The sequence below is a fragment of the Bacillus capparidis genome, from assembly GCF_017832095.1.
GTDB lineage: Bacteria > Bacillota > Bacilli > Bacillales > Bacillaceae > Bacillus > Bacillus gobiensis.
This window is the reverse complement of record NZ_JAFDST010000002.1, coordinates 1,200,912-1,223,937: the sequence shown is the minus strand read 5'-3', so window position 1 is coordinate 1,223,937 and position 23,026 is coordinate 1,200,912. Positions and strand designations below refer to the sequence as shown.

At 40.4% G+C, this 23,026-nt stretch carries 25 protein-coding genes; 17 read left to right on the top strand and 8 right to left on the bottom strand.

Annotated elements, in window-relative coordinates:
* The first annotated feature begins 57 nt into the window (after positions 1-57).
* From JOC74_RS13220 to JOC74_RS13165, 12 genes are all read left to right on the top strand, one after another.
* On the top strand, positions 58-1,227 hold the full coding sequence (locus JOC74_RS13220) for an MFS transporter (RefSeq protein WP_211086170.1): 1,170 nt from the start codon (positions 58-60) through the stop codon (positions 1,225-1,227).
* 23 nt (positions 1,228-1,250) lie between these two features.
* Positions 1,251-1,646 carry a carboxymuconolactone decarboxylase family protein gene (locus JOC74_RS13215; RefSeq protein ID WP_053604997.1) on the top strand — a complete coding sequence of 132 codons (396 nt, stop codon included), beginning with the start codon at positions 1,251-1,253 and terminating at the stop codon, positions 1,644-1,646.
* A 388-nt stretch (positions 1,647-2,034) separates the two neighbouring features.
* Positions 2,035-3,300 carry an MDR family MFS transporter gene (locus JOC74_RS13210; RefSeq protein WP_211086169.1) on the top strand — a complete coding sequence of 422 codons (1,266 nt, stop codon included), beginning with the start codon at positions 2,035-2,037 and terminating at the stop codon, positions 3,298-3,300.
* 232 nt (positions 3,301-3,532) lie between these two features.
* Positions 3,533-4,000 carry a YwqH-like family protein gene (locus JOC74_RS13205; protein WP_158320322.1) on the top strand — a complete coding sequence of 156 codons (468 nt, stop codon included), beginning with the start codon at positions 3,533-3,535 and terminating at the stop codon, positions 3,998-4,000.
* Positions 4,000-4,260 carry a YwqI/YxiC family protein gene (locus tag JOC74_RS13200; RefSeq protein ID WP_053604994.1) on the top strand — a complete coding sequence of 87 codons (261 nt, stop codon included), beginning with the start codon at positions 4,000-4,002 and terminating at the stop codon, positions 4,258-4,260. Before JOC74_RS13205 ends, JOC74_RS13200 begins: the two co-directional genes overlap by 1 nt.
* 24 nt (positions 4,261-4,284) lie before the next feature.
* A complete protein-coding gene (locus JOC74_RS13195; RefSeq protein ID WP_053604993.1) occupies positions 4,285-6,282 on the top strand; it encodes a ribonuclease YeeF family protein in 1,998 nt (665 codons plus the stop codon).
* Between the two features lie 13 nt (positions 6,283-6,295).
* Entirely contained in the window at positions 6,296-6,808 is a 513-nt protein-coding gene (locus JOC74_RS13190) for an Imm6 family immunity protein (RefSeq protein ID WP_053604992.1), read from the top strand.
* Positions 6,809-7,191: 383 nt separating this feature from the next.
* On the top strand, positions 7,192-7,317 hold the full coding sequence (locus JOC74_RS13185; RefSeq protein WP_148564346.1) for a pre-toxin TG domain-containing protein: 126 nt from the start codon (positions 7,192-7,194) through the stop codon (positions 7,315-7,317).
* A 290-nt stretch (positions 7,318-7,607) separates the two neighbouring features.
* Positions 7,608-8,075: a DUF600 domain-containing protein gene (locus tag JOC74_RS13180; RefSeq protein ID WP_082364165.1), complete on the top strand. Its 468-nt coding sequence runs from the start codon at positions 7,608-7,610 to the stop codon at positions 8,073-8,075.
* 672 nt (positions 8,076-8,747) lie between these two features.
* Positions 8,748-10,190: an alanine/glycine:cation symporter family protein gene (locus tag JOC74_RS13175; protein WP_053604991.1), complete on the top strand. Its 1,443-nt coding sequence runs from the start codon at positions 8,748-8,750 to the stop codon at positions 10,188-10,190.
* Positions 10,191-10,462: 272 nt separating this feature from the next.
* Positions 10,463-10,750 (top strand): ArsR/SmtB family transcription factor, encoded by a 288-nt coding sequence (locus tag JOC74_RS13170; RefSeq protein WP_053604990.1) that lies wholly within the window; start codon positions 10,463-10,465, stop codon positions 10,748-10,750.
* Between the two features lie 104 nt (positions 10,751-10,854).
* Positions 10,855-12,027 carry an MFS transporter gene (locus JOC74_RS13165; RefSeq protein ID WP_053604989.1) on the top strand — a complete coding sequence of 391 codons (1,173 nt, stop codon included), beginning with the start codon at positions 10,855-10,857 and terminating at the stop codon, positions 12,025-12,027.
* A gap of 75 nt (positions 12,028-12,102) precedes the next feature.
* Here the strand turns inward: JOC74_RS13165 and JOC74_RS13160 are convergent, their stop codons facing one another.
* The 4 genes from JOC74_RS13160 to JOC74_RS13145 all read right to left on the bottom strand — a co-directional run bounded on the left by JOC74_RS13160 (position 12,103) and on the right by JOC74_RS13145 (position 14,148).
* Positions 12,103-12,492, bottom strand: a complete 390-nt coding sequence (locus JOC74_RS13160) for a DUF1259 domain-containing protein (protein ID WP_192841120.1) — start codon at positions 12,490-12,492, stop codon at positions 12,103-12,105.
* A 250-nt stretch (positions 12,493-12,742) separates the two neighbouring features.
* Positions 12,743-13,093, bottom strand: coding sequence for a VOC family protein (locus tag JOC74_RS13155; protein WP_053604988.1), 351 nt, complete (start codon positions 13,091-13,093; stop codon positions 12,743-12,745).
* A 120-nt stretch (positions 13,094-13,213) separates the two neighbouring features.
* Entirely contained in the window at positions 13,214-13,498 is a 285-nt protein-coding gene (locus JOC74_RS13150) for a hypothetical protein (RefSeq protein WP_053604987.1), read from the bottom strand.
* A 104-nt stretch (positions 13,499-13,602) separates the two neighbouring features.
* Entirely contained in the window at positions 13,603-14,148 is a 546-nt protein-coding gene (locus tag JOC74_RS13145) for a pyridoxamine 5'-phosphate oxidase family protein (RefSeq protein ID WP_192841119.1), read from the bottom strand.
* 118 nt (positions 14,149-14,266) lie between these two features.
* On the opposite strand from JOC74_RS13145, the gene pdxR reads away from it, so the two are divergent.
* Positions 14,267-15,697, top strand: a complete 1,431-nt coding sequence (gene pdxR, locus JOC74_RS13140) for a MocR-like pyridoxine biosynthesis transcription factor PdxR (protein ID WP_053604986.1) — start codon at positions 14,267-14,269, stop codon at positions 15,695-15,697.
* Positions 15,698-15,788: 91 nt separating this feature from the next.
* On the opposite strand, the gene JOC74_RS13135 is transcribed toward pdxR, so the two are convergent.
* Entirely contained in the window at positions 15,789-17,189 is a 1,401-nt protein-coding gene (locus JOC74_RS13135) for an MFS transporter (RefSeq protein ID WP_225970265.1), read from the bottom strand.
* A gap of 5 nt (positions 17,190-17,194) precedes the next feature.
* Positions 17,195-17,581, bottom strand: coding sequence for a MerR family transcriptional regulator (locus JOC74_RS23950; RefSeq protein ID WP_053604985.1), 387 nt, complete (start codon positions 17,579-17,581; stop codon positions 17,195-17,197).
* A 288-nt stretch (positions 17,582-17,869) separates the two neighbouring features.
* Here JOC74_RS23950 and argH point away from each other — a divergent pair, with 288 nt between their 5' ends.
* From argH to JOC74_RS13115, 3 genes are all read left to right on the top strand, one after another.
* A complete protein-coding gene (argH, locus tag JOC74_RS13125) occupies positions 17,870-19,393 on the top strand; it encodes an argininosuccinate lyase (protein ID WP_053604984.1) in 1,524 nt (507 codons plus the stop codon).
* Positions 19,386-20,333, top strand: coding sequence for an N-acetylglucosamine kinase (locus JOC74_RS13120; protein ID WP_225970264.1), 948 nt, complete (start codon positions 19,386-19,388; stop codon positions 20,331-20,333). The genes argH and JOC74_RS13120 overlap by 8 nt, the downstream gene beginning before the upstream one ends.
* 154 nt (positions 20,334-20,487) lie before the next feature.
* On the top strand, positions 20,488-20,778 hold the full coding sequence (locus tag JOC74_RS13115) for a hypothetical protein (protein ID WP_053604982.1): 291 nt from the start codon (positions 20,488-20,490) through the stop codon (positions 20,776-20,778).
* A 150-nt stretch (positions 20,779-20,928) separates the two neighbouring features.
* Here the strand turns inward: JOC74_RS13115 and JOC74_RS13110 are convergent, their stop codons facing one another.
* Positions 20,929-21,843, bottom strand: a complete 915-nt coding sequence (locus JOC74_RS13110; protein WP_053604981.1) for an arginase family protein — start codon at positions 21,841-21,843, stop codon at positions 20,929-20,931.
* A 105-nt stretch (positions 21,844-21,948) separates the two neighbouring features.
* On the opposite strand from JOC74_RS13110, the gene JOC74_RS13105 reads away from it, so the two are divergent.
* On the top strand, positions 21,949-22,290 hold the full coding sequence (locus JOC74_RS13105) for a winged helix-turn-helix transcriptional regulator (RefSeq protein WP_053604980.1): 342 nt from the start codon (positions 21,949-21,951) through the stop codon (positions 22,288-22,290).
* Between the two features lie 270 nt (positions 22,291-22,560).
* On the opposite strand, the gene JOC74_RS13100 is transcribed toward JOC74_RS13105, so the two are convergent.
* Positions 22,561-22,923 carry a winged helix-turn-helix transcriptional regulator gene (locus JOC74_RS13100; RefSeq protein ID WP_053604979.1) on the bottom strand — a complete coding sequence of 121 codons (363 nt, stop codon included), beginning with the start codon at positions 22,921-22,923 and terminating at the stop codon, positions 22,561-22,563.
* Positions 22,924-23,026: the final 103 nt, after the last annotated feature.

Below are 23,026 nucleotides of genomic sequence, written 5' to 3'. Positions count from 1 at the left end.
CTATAATAGGAAAAAAACATTGAGTAAGATAAAAATGAAAAGAGGTGATAATTAATCATGCTGACAAAACGAATGGTTTGGCTCCTTTCTGCAACAGCTGGTTTTACTGTGGCCAATGTCTATTTGAATCAGACATTGCTCGTAAGTATGGCGGATTCCTTTGGTGTCTCGGCGACTCAGATTGGAATGATTGCGACCTTATCCCAGATCGGATATGCACTTGGCAATCTTTTTCTCGTTCCATTGGGAGATCTTTATGAAAGACGGCGAATCATTTTGCTTCTGCTTGCTTTTGTATGTGTGGGATTATTGGCATCGGCTATGGCGCAAAGCTTCATATGGATGGTTACGGCAAGCTTATTTTTAGGGTTTGTGACCATCGTTCCACAGATCATTGTCCCTCTGGCCGCGAGTCTTGCTAAGGCGAATGAAAGAGGAAAAATCCTCGGAAATATTGCGGTCGGATTGGTCTCCGGCATACTAGGCGCGAGACTTGTGAGCGGGTTCGTGGATGCCCAATTCGGGTGGAGAGCTGTATATTGGCTGTCCTTGGGATTTACCGTTCTATTTATCGTTCTTATTCGCCTGGGGCTTCCAAAAAATAAAGAATCACAAAACATGTCGTACAAACAGCTGCTGCTTTCGTTAGGGCCGATCTTTATGAAGGAAAACGTCTTAAAGAGGGTATGCCTCAGCCAGGGGATGATGTTTGCTGCGTTCAGTTTATTCTGGACTACACTCGTCTTTCTTTTAACCTCGCCGCCGTATTCCTACGGAAGCGGAGCGGTTGGCACAATTGGTCTCGTGAGTATTGGCGGAGCATTTGCAGCCCCGGTTATCGGGCGATTTATCGACAATAGAGGCGCCGGTCTTGCAAATATGATCTGTATGGTCATCGGTTTGCTGTCCTTTATTGTTGCGTTTGCCGGCGGCGGATTCTTGCCTGCAGTGATCGCCAGTGCGCTGCTTGTGACTGTAGGTACACAAGCTAATCAAGTGGCATGCCAAGCGAAGCTGTTTCAGCTTTCTCCGGAAAAGAGAAGCCGTTTAAATGGATTGTATATGGTTTCAACGTTTCTTGGCGGTGCACTCGGATCTTTTGTAGGGGTTCAGGCTTGGAGCCATTTCCATTGGACAGGTGTTTGTACCGCAGGCTTGATTATGGTCGCTATCGCTTTGAGTTCAGCAATTGGTTCAGAAAAACAGATGCCAGTGGCGTCACACTAAAATGAGAAAGGTGAGGATTGATAATGAAGCTAGATGAAAACTATACAAAAGGTTTGGAAGTCTTAGAGAAAATTGATAAGGAAAATTACGAGGCTATTGTAAACAGCTTTAAAGATTCAGTTGCTCCGGATTTAGGGGTGCTTGCTGTTTCATTTAATTACGGACAAATCTTTTCAAGACCAGGCTTGGATCTAAAATCAAGGATGCTGGCAACAGTGGCAGGCTTGACGGCGCTTGGAAATACCGAACAATTGCGTTTTTACATCAATGGAGCATTAAATGTCGGATGGACAGAGGAAGAAATCCTGGAAGCAATGATGCAAATGATCATTTATTCCGGCTTTCCAAACGGCTTAAACACAATTCTCACCGTCGCATCGGAAGTTTTTGAAAGCAGAAAAGAAAAGCAAACAATCTAGGGAATTAAAAAACAAGCGAAGAATGATAGAAATGTAAAAGTCATCTAGCGACATAGATGGCTTTTTGTTGTTTATAAAGGGTTTAGCATTAGCTGCCTATCGACTAAAGAAGCATAAACAAAGCCGACCCGGTACACGGATCGGCTGAAATATTATAAGTAAGTAGAATATCTAAAATTAGTTCCTAAAAAAGGCACATCTTAAGAAAGGATCCTATTGCTTGGCTTCTATAATATTAGTTTAAACGAAAGCTCATTATAAGTCTATATCTTTATAAAAAAATAATTTATTGTAGACATACCTGGCCGGGAATATTTGAGAGGAGTGCAGTTGGAAAAAGCTTTTCATGCAGTGCATTGTAATTAATCCTTAGTTAGGGGGGGAACTTTTGCAATGGCTTTCATGGGATCTTAACCTGAAAACCAGGTTAATTGGCGAGACTATCTTCAATTTAATGTATTGGATGTATTTCCCTTTTATTGCGCTCTACTTTAGCGATGCTCTCGGCAAAACAACGGCCGGAATTTTGATGACCTTACCACCGCTTATGAACATCATCGGCAGCATGCTCGGCGGATTTCTATCTGACCGATTTGGACGCCGCCCATCCATGCTGATGGGGTCTTTATTGCGGGTAGTAATGTTTGTACTGTTTGCTATGTCAACATCCCATTGGATTGATTATCTCGCATTTATCGGGATCAGTCTCGGCGGATCAATTTACAAGCCGGCAAGCTCGGCGATGGTAGCCGATCTAATCACGGAAAAGGATCGAAGAAGGGTGTTCGCCACCTTTGTAACAGGTATGAATATTGGGGCCGTATTTGGACCGGTACTGGGAGCGATTTTCTTCTTTCATTACCGGAGCGGATTGCTGTGGACCTGTACGATCGTCTCACTGCTCTATTCCATTGCGATCTTTGTTTTGATTCAGGAAACACTGCCGAATTCCATTAAGAAAGATGAGAAATCGAACACCATGATCTCTGTTCTGAAGGATCAATGGAAAAACTATGCCGTGATCTTCCAAGACAAAGTCTTTTCCCTTTATATCCTGGCTGGCGTTTTTGTTACGGTTGCGTTCATGCAGTTGGATTTGTATTTGGCTGTATACGTGAATGATTATGTGCCGGCACAAACGATGTTTACTTGGAATGACTGGTCGCTTTCGCTCAGCAGCGCAGAGGTGTTCGGATGGATGCTGGGGTTAAACGGACTCATGTTTGTCCTTTGTGTCATTCCTATCACCAAATGGTTTGAAAATTGGAGTGACAGAAATACAATGATTCTTTCAACACTGCTGTTTGGATCAGGAATGTTTTTGATCGGACTAACCACAAACGTTTGGCTGTTGCTCGGATTTATGGTTATATTAACGCTCGGGGAGGTAATCAGTTCACCAGTGGGGCATAGTTTTGTGAGCAAGTATGCACCAGAAAATGCGAGAGGTCAATATATGGGAGCTTCTGATCTCCAATACTCGGTAGGACGCTTTATCGCACCATTGTCGATTGTTCTTTCTGCGTGGCTGCCGCCAATCGGCGTTTTTGGATTTCTATTGCTTTGTACGTTGATCGGTGCTGCTCTTTATGTACGGTTATTTCAAATCATGCCGATAAGTGATCAAGAGAAAAAAGAAGATGGCGTAAGTTAACTACAGGAATGTAGCATGCTGGACGGACCAAGACTGTATTTCAGTTTTGGTCTGTTTTTCTACGCTTATCCATATAAAGTTTCAGAGAAATGGAAGACTTCGTCTGAAGATTCTTTTTATTTTTCATCCCGGCACATTTGTAGGCCTATTCACCCTGGAATGACAGAAAAAGAGGAAAATAAACCTATTTAAGGAAAGAGTCTTTCTCCTTACACTTAAGATGTGGGAAAAGATGACATACACTGAATCCAGTTTTAACGAGGTGAAACAATTGTTCAGCTTGGAGAATCTAGCACAAATCCGCGGTGCCATAACGGGCCAAGTGGCAGATGTGGAAGAAAAGATTGAAAGATTGAAAAAAGCCAAAACAGAAATTGAGCACCAGCAAAATGATTATTTGGGTGAAAGCAAGAAAATTAGTAAACCCGAACTATCGAAATCCTGGACAGGCTCCCGGGCAGATCAGTTTAATGATGTCCGAAATGAAGCCCAGCAAACGATTGAAGACATTTTGAATGATGAATATGAAAGCTACAAAGACAGTATAGATTGGGAGATTACACAATTAAACATTCAAAAGGAAGCACTGTCTTTTGCAGGCATCCTGGCGCGCGAAGCGGAAGAAGTAGCGGACGCTGGAAAAGAGACGTTGGAAGCTGCAGGAGACAAATTTAATGATCTAAAAAGGTGGCTGTTTTAATGACAACGATCCAACTAAGGTCAAAAGAGGTTTTAGCGAAGCTGAATGAAATAAAAAATGAGATTGACGCACTTTCGTTAAAAGGTCCGTCTATGTCCTCTCTCGGAGACAATAAACTTGATTTTACCGCAAAGTGGCGGGAAAGAGAAACGAACATCCATGAGTTGGTCTCTCAATATAAGGAGGCCGTATTAAAAAATCTCGAGGATACACGAGATAACGTAAACACCTTAAAGGAACAGGATGAAGCGATCAAATAAAAATGAAAGAAAGGCTTGGATTGAATGGCGAATAAAGTCTATGAAGCGAAAACATTAGAATCTGCGACAAAAGCACGTGCCGAGGAGTATCAAGAGCTTAAACGCCAAATGAATCAGGTAAAACAGAACATGCAGGCACTTGTTGACCTCGATGGGTTTCATGGAAAAGGTGCGGAGGCAATCAAAGGTTTTTATCAAGCACAGATTGACGTAGTGAATGAGTGGATTCAACTGATTGATAAAAATATTGCCTTTATGAAAGGGATTCCAGGTACTGCAGAGGATTTTGATCTTGCCGGGGATACGGCTGTCCAAGTTCCTTTTGTGGAGGAGGATGTATCGAACAGCCTCAGTCGTGCGAAGGAAATGGTTTCTGAACAGCACCGGGAATTAAAAGGTACATTCAGTCAAATTGACGACTTGGTCTCCCTCACACCTTTTTCAAAAGAATCCTTCCATTCCCAAATCGAGGATTCCGAAAAAAAACGTTCGGAAACGGTAAAAGAAGTGAATGAGCTGGACCGTGTGCTAAAAGAGGAATATGAAATGCTGGAAAGCGATGAAGCCATCGTCACCACACTTTATCAGCAATTGTTGGCTTCGACTGGAAGCGGCGGGAACGTCACCTCGATCCACTTCGATGCCAAGGCCTATCACAACAGCGAAATCTACAAGCTCCGGGAAGAAAATGCCGCCAGACAAGCGGAGTACTTGCAATTTAAAAAGGATCAAATCGAACAAAGGAGACTGGCAAAAGAACAAGAAGAGCTGGAAAACCGTCCTTGGTACGAAAAAGCGTGGGATGCAACCTGCACCTTTACGGGAGAGCTCACAGGATATTATGATTATAAGAGAGCAATAGAAGGTATTGACCCCGTCACAGGCGAAAAGCTATCTACCGCAGAACGTGTCGCCGCCGGAGCAATGGCAGCTGCGGGCTTTATACCAGTAGTCGGCTGGGCCGGCCGGGCAATCAAAGGCGGAAGCGCGATTTATAAAACTGCAAAGGGCTTAAATGCGGCGAACCACGCCTTATACGCCTATAAGAGCACCAAAGGTATGGACATCCTCCAGAAAAGTGAAATGGGTATCTACGGCTTAGTTGCAGCCAACGGCTTTAGCGAAGCAGCAACCGGAAGGGATATGTTCGGCAACAAGCTTTCAGACGAGAAACGCACGCAGAGCCTGACAAATGCACTTGGAATAACGGCATTGGGAGGACTGGCGCGATATGCGGATCATGTGCAAACAAGAAATCTACCTAATACAAAAGCGCCGTACAGCAACCAATATGTCAGCAACAAAATAAACCAAGCCAAAAATGCGCTTGAGAAGGTCAAGAGAAATGTTGGGCAGTTTGAGGTGCCTGTCAAAGTCCGTGTTCAACAGCTAGCAACCCCAAACAACATTCCAATGGCGGCCCACTTTAGCCTCGAGAAAAAGTCAGTGAGCGAGATTGCACAGGCGTTTTCGGTGAGGAATGGTACTAAGGGTACGGGTAAAGAAAGTAAGATTGAAATTGGTAAAACTGATATAGATGCACTAAGGAAAAAATGGAATGTTCCAGAAACTGAAACAGTTGCAGTTGGAAAGACTGATGTAAATGGATTAGAAGATTTGACTTTTGAAGGAGGATCGCCGAAAGTACGAAAAGAAGCTAGATTACCTGATTTAGATGAAGTAATGCCCGACAGGAATATCAAAGCCCCAGGGAATAACCCATTGTTCACTAGGCATGCAGAGGAAGGTGTTCTGAATGAATTTGATTCAGCAGTAATAAAGGCAGGTATAAAACCAGAAGATGTAGTAGGAACATTAAAACTTCATCAATCGAATCCTTCAGGTGTATGTAGAAAGTGTTATCAGGGGTTAGCGAATGATAAAGTTCCGCCTGGTGTGTTAAAGCAATTAAGTTTAAAATATCCTAATTTAAAAATTGAAGTAACATCGGAAATTGATGAAAGCATTAAAGTAACTGGTAGGCTTAATCTAATGATTAAACATGGAAAGTATATTGATTAGTTGGAGGTTAATTATGGCTAATACTAACTTCAGTAGTTTAACAGAAGACGGTAAAGTAGTATTTTTTCTTGGACTTTCAGAAAAAGTTTTGTCGGTATTTTCTCAAAAGGAAGATCAAATTTTAGCCCAGGAAGTTATATATAAATGTTGGGAGTGGCTAAAAGATAAAGAAAATATAGGGGATATTCTTTATGAATTATTAGATAATGAGGAAAATGGTATAACAATAATTCAAGAGATGTCAGATAATGAAACAGACGTCATGGCTTGGAACTGTATTATTGATGCAGTTGCTTATACTAGTAGAAAAGCATTTGAAAGAGAAGGTGTCAAATATTATCCAGAACCAATTGCTTTAGTTGATGATACATTAGTAGACCATTTTATAGACTGTTTTGAAAGATGTATAGAGAATTCAGATAGTTATATTCAGAGAATAAATTTTTTATTGGATGATTACAAGAATGGGAATATTGCGAGTGATTTGCGGACAGAAGTTTTAAGGGAATTACAAATACAAAATTAACTATTACTCTATTATTTTATGAACTTTTTTGGATTAGAGTAATCAAATTAGAAAAGGATGTTTGCAGTTTAGAGTTGCAGGAATCCCTATTATGCATAGAAATAGCACTTGATTTCCTTTTAGGTAACAAGTGCTTTTGTTTTCTTATAAAATATTTATGTCTGGAAGATTAAAAATGATTACTTGAAATTCAAAATTCATGATGGTTGTACCATCTTGGGCAGACATGCAAGATTTGTAAAAGACGACTACGTTTGCTCGTGGTGATAAGCAATAGGAATATTGTAAAAGCACTTTTGATTTACAGTATCATAAAGTTCTTATCCACCTTTCGCCATGGAAGTTATAGGCTTTAAGAAAAAATAAAGATACAATAGAATTAATTGGCAACAGGCGAAAAGCTAACCTCCGCAGAACAAGTAGCTGCCGGAGCAATGGCCGCAGCCGGGTCCATCCCGGTAGGGCGATTAATTGCGGAAACACGATCTATAAATCCGCCAAAGGCTTAAACAACGGCGAACCACGCCTTAGACGCTTATAAGAACACCAAAGGTATGGACATCGTCCAGAAGCAGAAAATTTAAGCGTAATAAAAGTTACCGTATTGACAATCTTTTAAACTTATAAATTATAAGAACCATTAAGTACAGCACTGAATTATCTAGACATAAAAATACCTTAACTGCGTTCTCAGTGAGAAGCGGTTGAGCAGGTACTAATGTTACGGTAATGGTTAAGGGAGCCAGTGGGTTTAAAATGATTTTATTAAAGATGGAATAGTGCGTTAGGAGGTAAACATGTGAAGGTATTTGAGGATTATTTTACAGAATTACAAGCAGATATGGTGGCAGTTTGTTTAGAGTATGTTGATAATAAAGCAGAGGATATCTTTATCTATTGTTCATATGAACCAAAAATGTATGCTTTTGATTTTTTCTGTAAAATTAACGGGAATATTGTCCATAAACATCAACTAAATGAGGCTACAAAAGAATTGGGTAGTCAACACAATCAAGTTTATGATGTTTCAAGAGAAAGACAGAGTGCTGCACTGAAAATTGGTAATCAAAATTTAATGTTTATCCATAATAAGTGTGAAGAGTTCAATAAAGAAATGCCTACGGAAATGAAATTGCATTATAATGTAAAACAAAACAGTCTAAAAGGACAATATAAATATGACTTAATTTATTCGAATGATGACGAACTATTACCTGATGATATTTTTGATTTATGGTTCGAGGAAGTGAAGCAAAATAATTTATAAAAAGCTTACCGAGATTTTTAAATATAACTCAACTTTCGCAGAATAAAAACATGTTCGATTCTTTTTTGGTAGGGCTAACATGGATGATATTAATCCGGATAGAGAGTTTTAAAACGCCATATAAACTTATTAAAAACCGAAAATTGTTACAATATTAGACAAGCTGTATAAGGAGGTACTAACAATTGTGGATCAGAAGCTTGATTTCTTAAAAAAATATACTATGAAGAAAGATGGAAATGTACGCATTATCCTAGAGGATGAAATTGAAAAAATAGATTCATTCCCCCTGTTAGGGGTATGAAAAGGAACGAATGATCGGTGCCGAATGGCCTCTTTATCTGTGCATTGTAGGGTATATATGTTATTCATTTGTTAGCATAATAACAATAGGGAATAACCTTTTTAAAATTAGCAATGGCCATTAAAGGAACAAATACATGTGGTTGATTATTATTGCAAATAATAAAGAATATTCTTGAAAAGCAGCTCATATTTTAATATAATAAAACCTTCTAAATGAAAGCGTTTTATATCGGTTTTAATTACTTAGAATCTTTTTTTATATCGTTAACGTGAGAAAATATGACATATTTCTTGTTTAATCAAATTGATATAATCATAATTTAATAGGTCATTATCTATCTAGATAAGTAGCAAGGAGGAGCATAATTGGAGAAATTTGTTTCTGGTTTAAATGGTGTTTTGTGGAGTGAGCCGGTTATATACATATTAATGATTATCGGTCTAACATTCTCAGTTTTGACTCGTTTTCTGCAGGTTAGACATATTAAGGAAATGATTAAATTGATGTTCCAAGGGAAAAGCTCAGAAGCAGGAGTCTCATCTTTTCAAGCATTATCCATTGCGTTATCAGGACGTGTGGGTACAGGGAATATTGCTGGTGTAGCGACAGCCATCGCATTTGGCGGGCCGGGTGCTGTATTTTGGATGTGGGCCATTGCGTTTTTTGGCGCATCCAGTGCTTTTATCGAATCAACTCTCGCGCAGATTTATAAAGTAAAACAGGATGGGCAATACCGAGGAGGTCCGGCCTATTACATCGAAAAAGGAATAGGATGGAAATGGTTTGCTTTTCTTTTTGCTTTTGCTGCACTGATAGCAATGGCTATTCTTATGCCAGGGGTACAATCGAATTCCATTTCTGAGGGTGTAAAAAATGCATTTGGTATTCATCCCGCGATTACTGGGGTATTAATCGTTCTTTTATTAGGTTTCATTATTTTTGGCGGTGTAAAAAGAATTGCAAATGCAGCCCAGTTAATCGTTCCTTTCATGGCATTAGGCTATATCCTGTTATCTTTAGTCATTGTTATTACGCATATTGACCAATTGCCAGGTGTTATTTCACTAATTTTCAGAAGTGCGTTTGCACTGGATTCCGCATTTGGCGGGCTTATTGGTATGGCTATTTCATGGGGAGTGAAACGAGGCATTTATTCAAATGAGGCTGGCCAGGGCACAGGTCCTCATCCGGCTGCTGCCGCTGAAGTTTCACATCCCGTTAAACAAGGATTGGTCCAAGCGTTCTCTGTATATATTGATACGCTCTTTGTCTGCTCCGCTACAGCGTTTATGATTTTGTTTACGGGAATGTATAATACCGAAGCTGCAGATGGATCTTTCATAGTCAACAATTTAAAAGGGGTTGAAGCAGGTCCTGGATTTACACAGGCCGCTATTGACAGTGTCATCCCTGGATTTGGAGCCGGATTTGTTGCCATTGCCTTATTTTTCTTCGCTTTTACAACAATCATGGCCTACTACTATATTGCAGAAACAAATATTGCATACATTGCTCAAGGGAAAAATAGCAAATGGGCAATGTTGATTTTAAAGCTTGTGATTTTGGCATCTACATTCTATGGGACCGTGAAAACCGCAGAATTAGCATGGGCATGGGGAGATGCCGGACTCGGAATTATGGTTTGGCTGAATATTATTGCAATCGTCCTCTTAGCAAAGCCGGCGCTTGCTGCATTAAAAGATTATGAGAAACAGAAAAAACAAGGCATTGACCCAGTATTTGATCCGAAAGCGTTAGGAATTAAAAATGCTGATTACTGGGAGAAAGAATACAAAAAAGATCACTAATGTAGCTTTGAAATAAAGTTTGATTAAAAATATCCCACAAATCCTCATTCTACGGCATATAAAAAGAATCCATTTTGAAAAAGATTGATCAAAATGGATTTTTTTCTTTTTGAAAGAACATTTCGTAAAAAAGTTTAAAAATGATTACACTTTTTTATAAATAATACAACTTTATTTAAAATCATAGCTAACATATAGATTGCTGACCTAAAAATAATTGGGTCAGTTTTTTTATATTTGCCAACCTTCCCATTTTATACTATGATAGTTCCATGAATATAAAACTATCAGAAGATCAAATCAGAGTACAGATATTTAAAGCATTAGCGGATGAATCACGGTTGGCGATTGTTCGAACATTATACAAAAACCAAAGGGAATTAAGCTGTGGAGAGGTTGGTGAACAATGCAATATTGTTAAGACAACAGCATCGTATCATTTTCGTACGCTTCGCGAAGCTGGCTTAACAATCGTAAGAAAGGATTCAAGAACAAGGTACATTCGTTTAAATTTAGAGACATTTCAAAAGTATTTGCCTGATTTTCTAGACACTTTATAAAACGTTCAGGTAGACAGCTGTATTTTGCCGTTTACCTGGAGTATCGTGTTTCTTTTTTTATTCTATAGTTTCATAATTTTAAAACTATTACACCGGAGGTTATCATGAACAAAACGATTGCTTTATTCTTTTTTATTATGTTCGTCATCGGGACGGATACATTTTTAATTTCTCCTTTATTGCCAATACTTAGCAGCCTTTACGATGTAACTACCGATGTGTCTGGATGGATGGTAAGTTCCTATGCGTTAGGCTATGCATTATTTGCTCTTGTTGCAGGCCCAATTTCTGATAATCTCAATCGGAAGACTGTTATGATTTATGGATTGGCAGCTTTTGCTTTATCTACATTTCTCTGCGGGCTGGCGCCTGATTTTTGGAGCATGTGTGCTTTCAGATTTATCGCCGGAGTAAGCGCAGCATTTGTAACGCCTCAGGTTTGGGCTTCTATTCCTTTAATAGTAAAACCGGATCAGATTGTAAAAAGCATGGGGATAGCCACTGCTGGTTTGGCTGTTTCGCAGGCTTTGGGACTTCCGATGGGAAGCTTCTTGGCTTCGCTTTCGTGGAGGGCACCTTTTTTTGTCTTGGCCGCTTTTTCAATCGTGCTGATTTTCTTAACGGTTTTTATGCCGGCAATCAAGTCCTCTCAACAAATAAACCAGCAATCTATTTTTAATAGATATAAACATCTGTTTTCAGAGTCGCACGTTTTCATCGTTTTCTTTGCCTATCTGCTTTTTCAAACCGGAAATTTTGCGGCGTTTACGTTTTTGGGGACATGGTTAAGTGATGATTATCATTTCAATGTGGCACAAATTGGTACAGCTATGCTGGTACTTGGGATGGGGAATTTTATCGGAAGTTTCTTTGGATCCCGCTACATATCTAAAATCGGTCAAACAAAATCTTTACTTGGTGGAATCCTTCTTATGGGGTTATTGTATTTCTGCCTTCCTTTCTTTCCGAGTGTGATTCTCGTTGAGATCTCGTTCTTTTTGCTGTTTTTTTTCGCAGGTATTCTTTTTCCAATTATGATGAGTCTGTTTCAATCGCTTAACCCCTCCGCAAGAGGAACGATCGCTTCACTGTCTAATTCAGTTATGTACTTTGGAACTACACTCGGTGCATTTATCGCCGGCCAATTATATGCTCACTTTGGAAATTTCAATTCAGTTACATCGTTCACGGCAGCCATGTTTCTTTTATCGATCATTACTTATAAAGCAAGCGGAATTTTGGGTGCTGAACAGAAAGTGAACAAACCTGCATCATAAGCTATAAACTGAAAAACACCTCTCGAAGGATGAGCGGTATTTTATCTTACTACTTGATAAGGTACATGGCTCTGTTCAAATAGCATCTAACGCAATTCTCACTTTTCTTGCAAAAATCAATGGTTTTTCAACAGTTTCAATATTGACATAAATTAAATTGGGATTATCGAACAACCATTCATTATGGATAGACGAAACGGTTATTCCCTGATCACGAATTACAGTAATAAACGGTTCGACTTCATCTTGTAAAAGTGCTATTCTTCCTAAACATAATGCTTTCCCACTGAACTTACTTATTGATTCGAATGAGAAAGAAGAAGTCACCTCAAACCTCTTCTCCAAAATTGTAGCTCTTATTTCATTTCGAGATATTGTAGCCACACATTTTCCACCGGCAAATCCAGGCTGCCCACCTATAATGTCCGCAAACTTGTTGCACAGTGTTTCCTCATTGTTCATCATGATTTATCATCTCCTTTTACCTTTGATCTATGACAAATGACATACATTCACTTTCTTTAATACATCCTATTAACACTTACTTAATGATGTACAGGCAGTTGTAGGTGGGGAATCGTGGATTTATTGTGTAGGAAATAAGAAAAGCCGTTTAACATATTAGTCATGTTTAATATGTTAAACGGCTTATTTTTCGATTTTTAATTTTTTTGTTTTGATAAGATCGTGCCATTTTATTAGACAGCTCAAGCAGTCACTTTTTTTGTATCAATCCAAATCCCAGCCCAACAGGGTCTTCCAAGTATGCTAAATAAAACTCGTCAAACTCCATTTTCCCGCGCACAAGCTCTGCACCGCTCTCTAAAGCTTTTTCGATAGCGTCGTCAATGGATTCTACCTCTATTTGTATCCGGGTTCCCTGAGGATATTCGATAGGTCCTAAACTAATGCCTCCATTAATCCCGGTACTGCCATCGTCTCCTGTAGTTACCGGCCAATAGTCGTAGTTCGGAGCAGCGATTTTCCAATTAAATACCTTAGAATAAAACTCGGCGGCTTTTTTTGGATCCTGGCTGCTTAATTCAAATGCTACAACACGTGCCATTTTAGCTCCCCCTTCACTTTTTTTATTCTTTTCCCATTATCTTTCTGTATGAATCTTTTAATTCCTGCATAAAACGAACGCTGGCACTTCTTTATAAAATCGGTTCTTCAATTTCCCTTATCAACATCCATCGGCCACCTTGAATCTCCCAGTTTTCGATGGTAAATAATTTTGCAACGATTTGTTGTTCTTTTTCAATGATTTGTTCATGCCTTCAATTGCTTCTTCCCGTGTGAAAAATACGGGCTTTTCCCGTTCGTTAGAAAAGAAAGTCACATAATAGCCGGAAGACATCGCTTGCAGAGCTGAAGTTTCGCCGGTATCCATGGCAAGCTCCCAAGCTTTTATATATTCGTCATGAAATCTAGTAAAAGTTAGTTCATCTTCTGTTATAGACTGGCTCAAAAACTCCCCCCTTTTTTTAACAATTGTTATGAAAGTATTCTATTGTTATAATCTGAATCCTTGTTTTGCGATGCTTTTATTGATCAAATCGTTGATTCTTGGGCTTATATATCCATCTTCCGTTCACGTCCGGGATAAAATTTATTCTCTTTCTCCAGCGGATTTTCTTTGGCGCTGAGATGTTCTACGCTAATACTAATGACCGATGTGGCGCTGCCCTTGCTTGAACGATATTTTTCTATATGTTGTTTGGACAAGGGGGTATCGAAATATCCTGGAACATATTTATTTAACAATTGCTGCATAGATTCAGTCGCTTCTGTCAAATCTGTGACGTGGTGCGCTTTTCCAAAAGCCATGACACTCATGTAGGCGGTGTCTGTCTTGGCTGGGACCGGATTAGCGATTGTTCCGTATTCTTCGCTTACCGTAAAGCAAACCTGAGGATTCTCTTTTATCATGTCAATTTTTCGTCCTGTATCGGCTCCGTGGAAATAAATCTTTCCCTGCCACCACACGTAATTTAATGGGACAACGTACGGCTGTTCTTTCTGGGCTAAACCAAGATAACCTACTCTCGCATGGTTCAAAAAGTGTTGAATCTTTTCCTTATCTGTGCACTCTAAGAAATGAAAACGCATTGGCATCATCGCCATAACCTCCTGTATATGTATCTTTATTTTTACTAGTGTAATGATTATTGTCCCTGATTGTTAGAGCCAATTTTAACGTTTATAATAGGGTCAATTATGGAAGACGGAGGTTCACATGCTGGAGATTACGCTTAATTTGTATGAGGACAAAAAAGATCCATATTACGTGCAGTTATATCGGCATATTCGCCAAGAAATCAAAAGCGGGCGCATCCATGCCGGCACGCGGCTGCCTGCGATCAGGCGGCTGTCAGAACACCTGGATATCAGCCGAAACACTGTAGAAGCTGCCTACCTGCAGCTTGTATCCGAAGGCTATGTAGAGAGCAGGCCCCGAAGCGGATTGTATGTCCTTAAGCTAGAAGAAGATTTTTCATTCCTAGAAAAAGTGACCAATCAAGAACCCGGACGACAGGATGCGGAAGAGATCGTAGAAACGAAGCCAGCTGCCTCCCCCGTGCTTCGATGTGATTTTCGAAATGGCACGATTGATTTGAGCTCTTTTCCTTTTTCAGTTTGGAACAAGATCTCCCATCAAATCATGCAAGAGTATACAAACTCTTTGTCGTTATACGGCGATCCGCAGGGTGAGCCCGGTCTCCGACATCAACTAGCAGGATATCTGCGTCAATCCAGAGGGGTTCGATGCTCACCAGACCAAATTATCGTTGGAGCTGGCACCCAGCAGATGCTGCTATTGCTATGTCAACTGCTCGGAACAGAACGACAGCCTGTCGCTGTGGAGGACCCAGGCTATAACGGGGCAAGATCTGTCTTTTCTGAGCTTAACTTCCCGATGGTGCCAATCCCCTTGGAAGAAGACGGAATTGATATGGAGTATCTGATGAAGTCCGAAGCAAAGCTTGTGTATGTAACCCCCTCACACCAGTTTCCGTTCGGCATGATCTTACCGATACATAAACGTATAAAATTGCTGCAGTGGGCAGCTGAACATGACAGGTACATCATTGAAGACGATTACGACAGCGAATTCCGGTATCAGGGGCGGCCCATTCCCGCACTGCAAGGTTTGGATAAGAGTGGCCGAGTCATCTACATGGGGACCTTTTCCAAGTCTCTATTGTCAGGAATCCGTATCAGCTATATGGTGCTTCCTGAATCACTGATTTCAAAATACAAGGACAAAAAAGCATTCCTTGAACCGACAGCCTCCCTTATCCACATGCAAACACTGGAACGATTTATGGAGGAGGGCTGGTGGGAAAAACATCTGCGCAGAATGAAGAATGTGTATAAGAAAAAGCATGCGTTTCTCTTGTCAGCCATCACCCGCTTTTTTGGAGAAAGGGTGAAGGTTATTGGGCAGCATTCCGGTTTGCATATCGTCATTGAGGTGAACGATGGCCGCTCTGAATCGGAGCTTGTTCGCAAGGCTGAAGAAAAAGGAGTGAAGGTCTATCCTACATCACCGTATTGGATAACCTTCGACACTCAGCTGCCTCCCCGCCTTCTATTAGGTTTTGGAGGGTTGTCAGAGAATGAGCTGGAGGCAGGGATTCGATTGTTAAAAGAAGCCTGGACGTGATAGTCGATGACAAAAAAACCCTCCTTAAGAAATTCCTATCTTAAGGGGGGTTTTTATACGTATCAATAATGCATCTGCTCAATCAGCTGGATCAAGATTCATTCCGCAATTCCTTAACCGTCTGAGGATTCTTTTTTCCGAATGTAAAGTAATAAAGAATCGCACTCGCCAGAACCACAAGACTTAATAACAGGATGAGATTACTGTACAAATATGCCTTGGAGTTTAAAACAAACGGATGCAGCGGAAAATTGAGCACGGCCTGCTCCAATACTCTGGCAACGACAGCTGTTCCTACTGCCCCTGAAATAAACGAAGTCATGTTATAAAAACCCATGCCGACTCCGATACGATCAGGAGGCAATATCTGCGTGACACTTTCCGTTAATGCCGTTTGCAAGAAGGAGAATCCGATGTACATAATGATGAGTGACAACGCAATGTACCAGACCCAATAACCGATGGATGAAGACTGCAGCAATAGACTTAACGCAATCAATATCAACCCCAGGTATACGACAAAATGGCTTCCCCTATTCACCGTCAACTTCCCGGCAACTCTTCCGAATATGACTGCGCTAAAAGCACCCGGAAACATGACGAGCCCAATGTTCTCTGTCGATAAACCGTACATATTACTCAGCATCAACGGGATCACAAACATCATCGACATGACCGTGCTGAAGATAAGAAAACCAATGATGAGTCCGCTGCGGTAAAGCGGATTCGTGAATAGGGCTGGATCGACAAAAGGTTCATCCGCCCGCCGGATGCGTATGATAAATAGGACGAGCGCTATCACACCGATAAGCAAATAAAACCAGCTGGCTTCTACTGTAAATAAAATCAAGCTTGAGACCGCGATTCCCATCAGTACGGCTCCAAGAACATCCAATTTGCCTGCGCTCGGCTTTTCTACCGGAAGGAGCTTTTGGAAGAAAGGAATAGCGATTAGTGCAGGTAGCGGCACAAGAAACAAAAAGGACCAGTGGAACGATCCGGCGATATAGCCTCCAAGTACCGGTCCGATGCCGATCGCGAAGGAAACGGTAGATGTGATGATACCAAACATGTTTCCCCGTTCTGCGGGTGAAAAATATTTGGCGACAATGACCATGATAAGTGCCGGTATAGCGGATGCGCCTGCCCCTTGAATCGCACGGGATATAATGATCCCCGGATACCAGGATTGCAGAGCAAACCCCAAAATGGAGCCCATTCCATAAAGGACAATTCCGATCGTGATCAGTTTTTTGACACTAAACAAATCTGAAAGCTTTCCGAAAATAACGGATCCCATACCGAATATGATAATAAAGACCGTAATTACCCAGCTTACACCAGAAGCGCTCAGATCAAACTGCTCGGCAATATCCGGAGTTGATACATTAAAAACTGATTCGTTCAATACGGCAAAAAACAGAATGTAATAAATCCAAATGACACTTTTTTTCATGTTTGACGAATTCGTTTCGGTATAGGTACTTTCCACGTTTTTTACGCTTCCTTTCTTTCTAGGGGGATTCCCTGATTTAACCGGTCCTGAATTTCTTTCCAGCATGACAACGTTTCAAGTAACTGTTTTTCCTGTCCCTTGAGCACTTCGATTTGCTGTTGTACATCTGTAAGCTTGCTTTCGTAGAGTTTGACCGCTTCATATGCGCATTGAAAGTGATCTGGCGACTCGGATTCTGGTAAATGGATGAGGTTTGCGATATCATTCGTTCCCATACCAAGCCCTAAGTAAAATTTAATCAGCTGAATGCGCTCGATGTCATCTTGACTGTATTGCCTGTATCCATTTTCAGTGCGCTTTGGAATCAACAGCTTCTTTTTCTCATAATATCGAAGGGAACGTGCGCTAACGCCGGTTTGCCGTGCCACTTCATTTATGGTAATTCGGATCTCCTCCTTGTTTTGGAATTATCTTGATTATAAAGATTGACATTGTGTCAATGTCAAGAAATTTATTTTCACCTTAGAAATGGCATTAGCCCTTTATTGAAAAGATCGAATATTATAAAAATGGTACTGAGCCATGTTGGCAGGTAAGTCCTAACAATCTATAATTGAGATAGGAATAAGGATCGACCAGTAATCGATGTGAAAATCAGTCGAATGCAGCCAAAAATGAGATCAACTAATAATGGGATCAGAAAGGATTGTCAGCTTATGAAAAAATCACTTCAAGAGCAGATCGCTGAACGTGAGGGGAAGCGTTTCCCTTCCAAGACATATACATCCATCGTGTTAGAACCTGCCTATAATCATGCAAAACAAAATTTCACCGAAGCGATGATTCAAATTCATTATGCACATCTTATCATGCTAGTAGAACAGGATTTGGTTGAAAAAGAGGAAGCGAAAAAAATTGCAGCTGCTGTACGAAGTATTGATATTGATGAGTTGAAATCGAGCAGCTATGATTCTAGATTTGAAGATTTATTTTTTCAAGTGGAACACGCATTGATCGAAAAAGCTGGTGATATCGCTGGAAATTTACATATTGCCCGGAGCCGGAATGATATGGGGATTGCACTTTATCGAATGACGCTGCGCAAGAAAATTACAGAACTAATGAATTCCGGATTGCAGCTGCGCAAGACATTCATTGAGCTGACAAAAGAGCATTGCGATACGATCATGATTGGGTACACGCATACTCAGCAGGCGCAGCCTACAACCCTCGCTCACTATTTTAATGCAATGACCGATACGTTAACAAGAGATTTGAAACGGTTGGCGGCGGCTTACCAAACGGTTAATCGAAGCAGTATGGGAGCGGCTGCACTTACTACTTCGGGTTTTCGTGTGAATCGGAAGCGAGTTCAAGACCTGCTTGGCTTTGAAGAGATGATTGATAATGCATGGGATGCTGTAGCAGGGGCAGATTATATTGCAGAAACGGCATCCGCTGTGCAGCTGTCCGCCCTAAATTTAGGAAGGTCCATACAGGATTTTCTCTTATGGGGGACACAAGAATTTGGTGTCTTTACCCTCTCTGCTCCGTACGTTCAAATAAGCTCCATTATGCCGCAAAAACGAAATCCGGTATCCATCGAGCATATGCGTGCACTATTATCGAGTGTAGCCGGAGATACACAAACGGTGCTGCTAATGATGCACAATACCCCGTTCGGAGATATTGTGGATACCGAAGATGACATGCAGCCCTACATGTGGAAGGCAATCGAAACGTTAGAAGGGATATACCGTCTTCTTTCAAGCGTGCTAATGACAATGGAAGTTAATAAGGAAGTCCTTCTCAATCGCGCAAAAGAAAGCTTTGCCAATGTCACAGAGCTTGCGGATACAATGGTGAGAGTCGATCGGCTATCGTTCCGTCAAGCACACCATGTAGTCAGTTCAACAGTGAAAGCGTTGATCGAAAAAGGAAGCGGATCCCTCCAAGCACTGACACTTGATGTATTAAACGAACACACAAAAAGAATCGTCGGCCGTGAATCAAGGCTTACAAACGAACAGCTAAATAATTGTTTAAGCCCGAAGTACTTTGTTGATATTCGATCGCTTGAGGGTGGACCTTGTCCTGAGCGGATGCGTGAAACCATTAAGATTCGCAATGAAGAGCAAACCGCTTGGGAAGGTTGGCTGGAAGAAAAGACTAGCATTCTATCAAGGTCGGATGATGAAGTGCAGCGCATTATTAATGAATGGAGAGCCGAAGATGAGTAAGCTGCTGCTTGCGGTTGATGGCGGCGCTACGAAAACGATAGCTGTTATTACAGATGCTAAAGGTGCAATACTCGGGAGAGGAAAAGCAGGTTCATCGAATTACCAAGTCGTTGGTGAGCTTGGAGCGGTACAAGCACTTACAAAATCGATTCAAGAAGCGTTGGACGAATCTGGATTAAATGAAAAAAGCCTTACTCGAATTGACAAAGCAGTTTTTGCACTGGCAGGTATTGATACCTCGATGGACGAAAGAACAGTTAAAGGTTTTGTCCGAAAAGCGGTACAGCAATTATCTTTGACGATTCCAGAACTAATAATCGAAAATGATTGCCAATCCGCACTATTAGGTGTAACGCAAGACAAACCAGGTGTATTACTGATCGCTGGCACGGGTTCCATTGCTTTTGCTCACGATGGAAGAGGGACATTTGTACGAGCAGGAGGCTGGGGACACCGGGTTGGGGATGAGGGCAGCGGCTATTGGATCGGCAAGGAAGCGATTCGATCCGTTTTAAAAATGCTTGACGGACGAGAAAAAAATACGATCCTGGCAAGACTCATTTTAGAGCATTTTCAAATTGCCAGCATAGAGGATTTATACAACTGGGTTTACAGCGTGGAGTATACTGTTGACGACGTAAGCGCGCTAACGCAGTCTGTAGAAAAAGCCCGCGAGCTGGGCGACGAAGTGAGTAAGTCTATTTTAGACAGCGCTGCTGAAGAATTGGGGCAATTATTGCTAACGGTTATCCAAAAAACGGACATCGTAAATGATGAATTTGATCTCATTCTGCAAGGCGGTGTATTGCAGCACAATCAATACATACGGGAAAAAGTTAAGTTGCGCATAAAAGAGCAGGCTGAGCAGGTAAAGGTTGTAACAGCAAAGGAAGAACCGATTTTTTATATCATCAATCGTGGTTTGGCGATAACAGAATGATTCATAAAGGATAGAAAGCTATAAGACGATATAAACTGATTCATAGGGAAGACTCTTTTGTGAATATTGTGTGGTAACTCAATTCTACTAGAAAAGGTCTTCCTTTTTTTGATTATTACACAAGATATTTTACGCTCTCAGGAGGAGTTGAATAATGTTATCTCATGAAGCTTTTAATTATGTCAGGTATGAATTTGTTTTTTTTATAATTATTTTGATTGCGTTGTTTATAAATATTGTTTTTCTTAAAAAAAAGCTCGATTTAATCAATTGGTTTACTGTGATTAGCATTTCGTTTATTTGTATAGTTGTTTCAGTTTTAAATCTTATCATGTTAGGATACGCTTCTGACGAATTGAATCTTAGAATGGCTGAATGTACATATATGTTTATTGCAGTAGTGATTTTGGCTGTCATTAATTCTGCTATTTCTTATAAAAAATAATTAATAATGCTATAAAGCATGAAACAGATGAATTTAAATGTTTTTTTGCACTTGCTGCCATATAAAAATACACCCTCGCATACATAAAGTGCGTGAGTGTATTTTAATGATTTAGCAGATAATTGTTCTATTATTATTCCGTTTATGACTTTACTTATTTAAAATAGGTATCTCTCCAAGCAGATTCTTCAATTTAATAGAATCCCACGGCAAATGCTCTGTTATACCTAACCCAACTACATCTGTTTCTTCAGATAGTTCTTTAATCAGATTAAGTAGTTGAGGCATTTGCATTGTTCCCTCAGGAGAAAAATTGAAGGGTGCTTCAGGGTTGGCGAATAATAAAGAACGAAATGCCTTTGGATCAAGTACGTCTAAATCAAGGTGAATAGCTAGGTGCTTAATGCCACTTTCTTTAATCCACTCTTTTATAGGTTCAGTGCTGTTCGTTAACTCTTTTGTTCCAGCAGTTTTAATACCTAGTCTTTGAATAACTTCTGTTTCTTGTTCTGTAGGAGCTATACCTAGTCTTTGAAACGCCTCTGAAATCACTTCTGTTTCTTGTTCTGTAGGGGCTGCTAATCCCGCGATAAAGACATTTTCAGGTTTTAAAGGGGTTTTCACATGTTTGGCGAACTCCTGATCTCCTTCTCCCAAAAGATTCCCGAGAGGTAATGAATGTCCGTTATCATACCCGACATATCTAACTAAATCAGGGTGAGCATCGATCCAAATTAAACCTAACTCCCCGCCGTATCGTTCGTTTAAATAGGCAAATGGGGCTTGTTCGACTAAGCAGTCACCACCAAACATTACAATACGATCTGGCTTATGAGCATCAATGATTTGATGAGCAGACTTCAATTGTTCAAGTAGCTGTTTTCTCCCATTAATACCGTTCTCGTTTTCAAGCGGAGTTCCATCATAAGCTTGAACTGGTACATTAATAAGGGGTTGATCATTGTCTGGAGCGAGCCAAGCAAGCAGTTCGGCTCCAAAAGAGTAGTTAGGGTTGTTTCCCCCTTGCCATTGCGGCATTAACAGGCGTATTGTTTTTTCAGTCATTTTTTTCTCCCCTTTACTTCAAAGTAAGGTTAGTATAAACTGTGCACAAATAAAAAAGTAGTACGTACTTTATTGATAGGTACTACCCGAAAGGATAGTGTAAATATGAGTATGGCTGAATTTAAAGGTAAAGTTAAAAATATTCAAGATACACCTTTTGGTTATACATTGTCAGTTATTGGTGGTAAATGGAAAATGGTTATTATTTACCTCCTAGCAGAAAACCAACCGGTTCGCTTTAATGAACTGAAAAGACAGATAGGAGCTATTACTTATAAAACATTGAGTTCACAACTTAAAGAATTGGAAACGGATGGTATGGTGAAACGGAAAGAGTATCCTCAAGTTCCACCTAAAGTCGAGTACAGTCTCACAGATAAAGCTGAAACACTTTTACCTGTTTTGGAAGGCTTATGTGAGTGGGGGGTAAAAAACCAAAATAATTAAAAACTGCAGATGGCTGGAGAAACCAATTTTTGTGCATCACAAAAAATGTAGAGATACCAGGGTTTACCTCAGCCACCATTTCAGTATTTTTTCCGGAAAAGTAAGGTACCTTTGAAATGGAGTGATTGGTTTTGCGCCCCTTGATTTCTTCATGCTCTCGTCCGCCTGCACAGTTTCATAATGGGCTATGCCTTCTTACATCTATAACAGACGCCTTTTTATCGGAAATCTAAAAAGAAAAACGCTTGCCAGAAAAATTGGCAAGCGTTTTTAATTATTTAAAATACTTTCTTCCAAAACAGCCTTTTTATCCCCGTAAATTTTTGTAATATGGTTTTCTCCCCAGGAACAAAGAGAATCCAAAATCGATTGCAAACTCCAGCCGTATTCGCTGAGTTCATATTCCACTTTGGGAGGGATTTGTTGATAAACGATTCGATTGATGACCCCGTCTTCTTCCAGCTCACGCAATTGCTGAGTCAGCATTTTTTGTGTAATGTTCGGCATTAGGCGCTTCAGCTCACTCGTCCGTTTTTTGCCGTGAGTCAGATGGCAAAGAATGACGCATTTCCATTTTCCGCCGATTATTTCCAGTGTAGCTTCGACAGCGATGTTGTACTTTTTTTTCTGCATATATATCCTCCTTATAGGAACTAAAAAGTACCTATAGAACTTTTTGGTGCCTATAGAACTTTAAAGTGCGTACTTTCCATTAAAACTTATATCAATCATAATA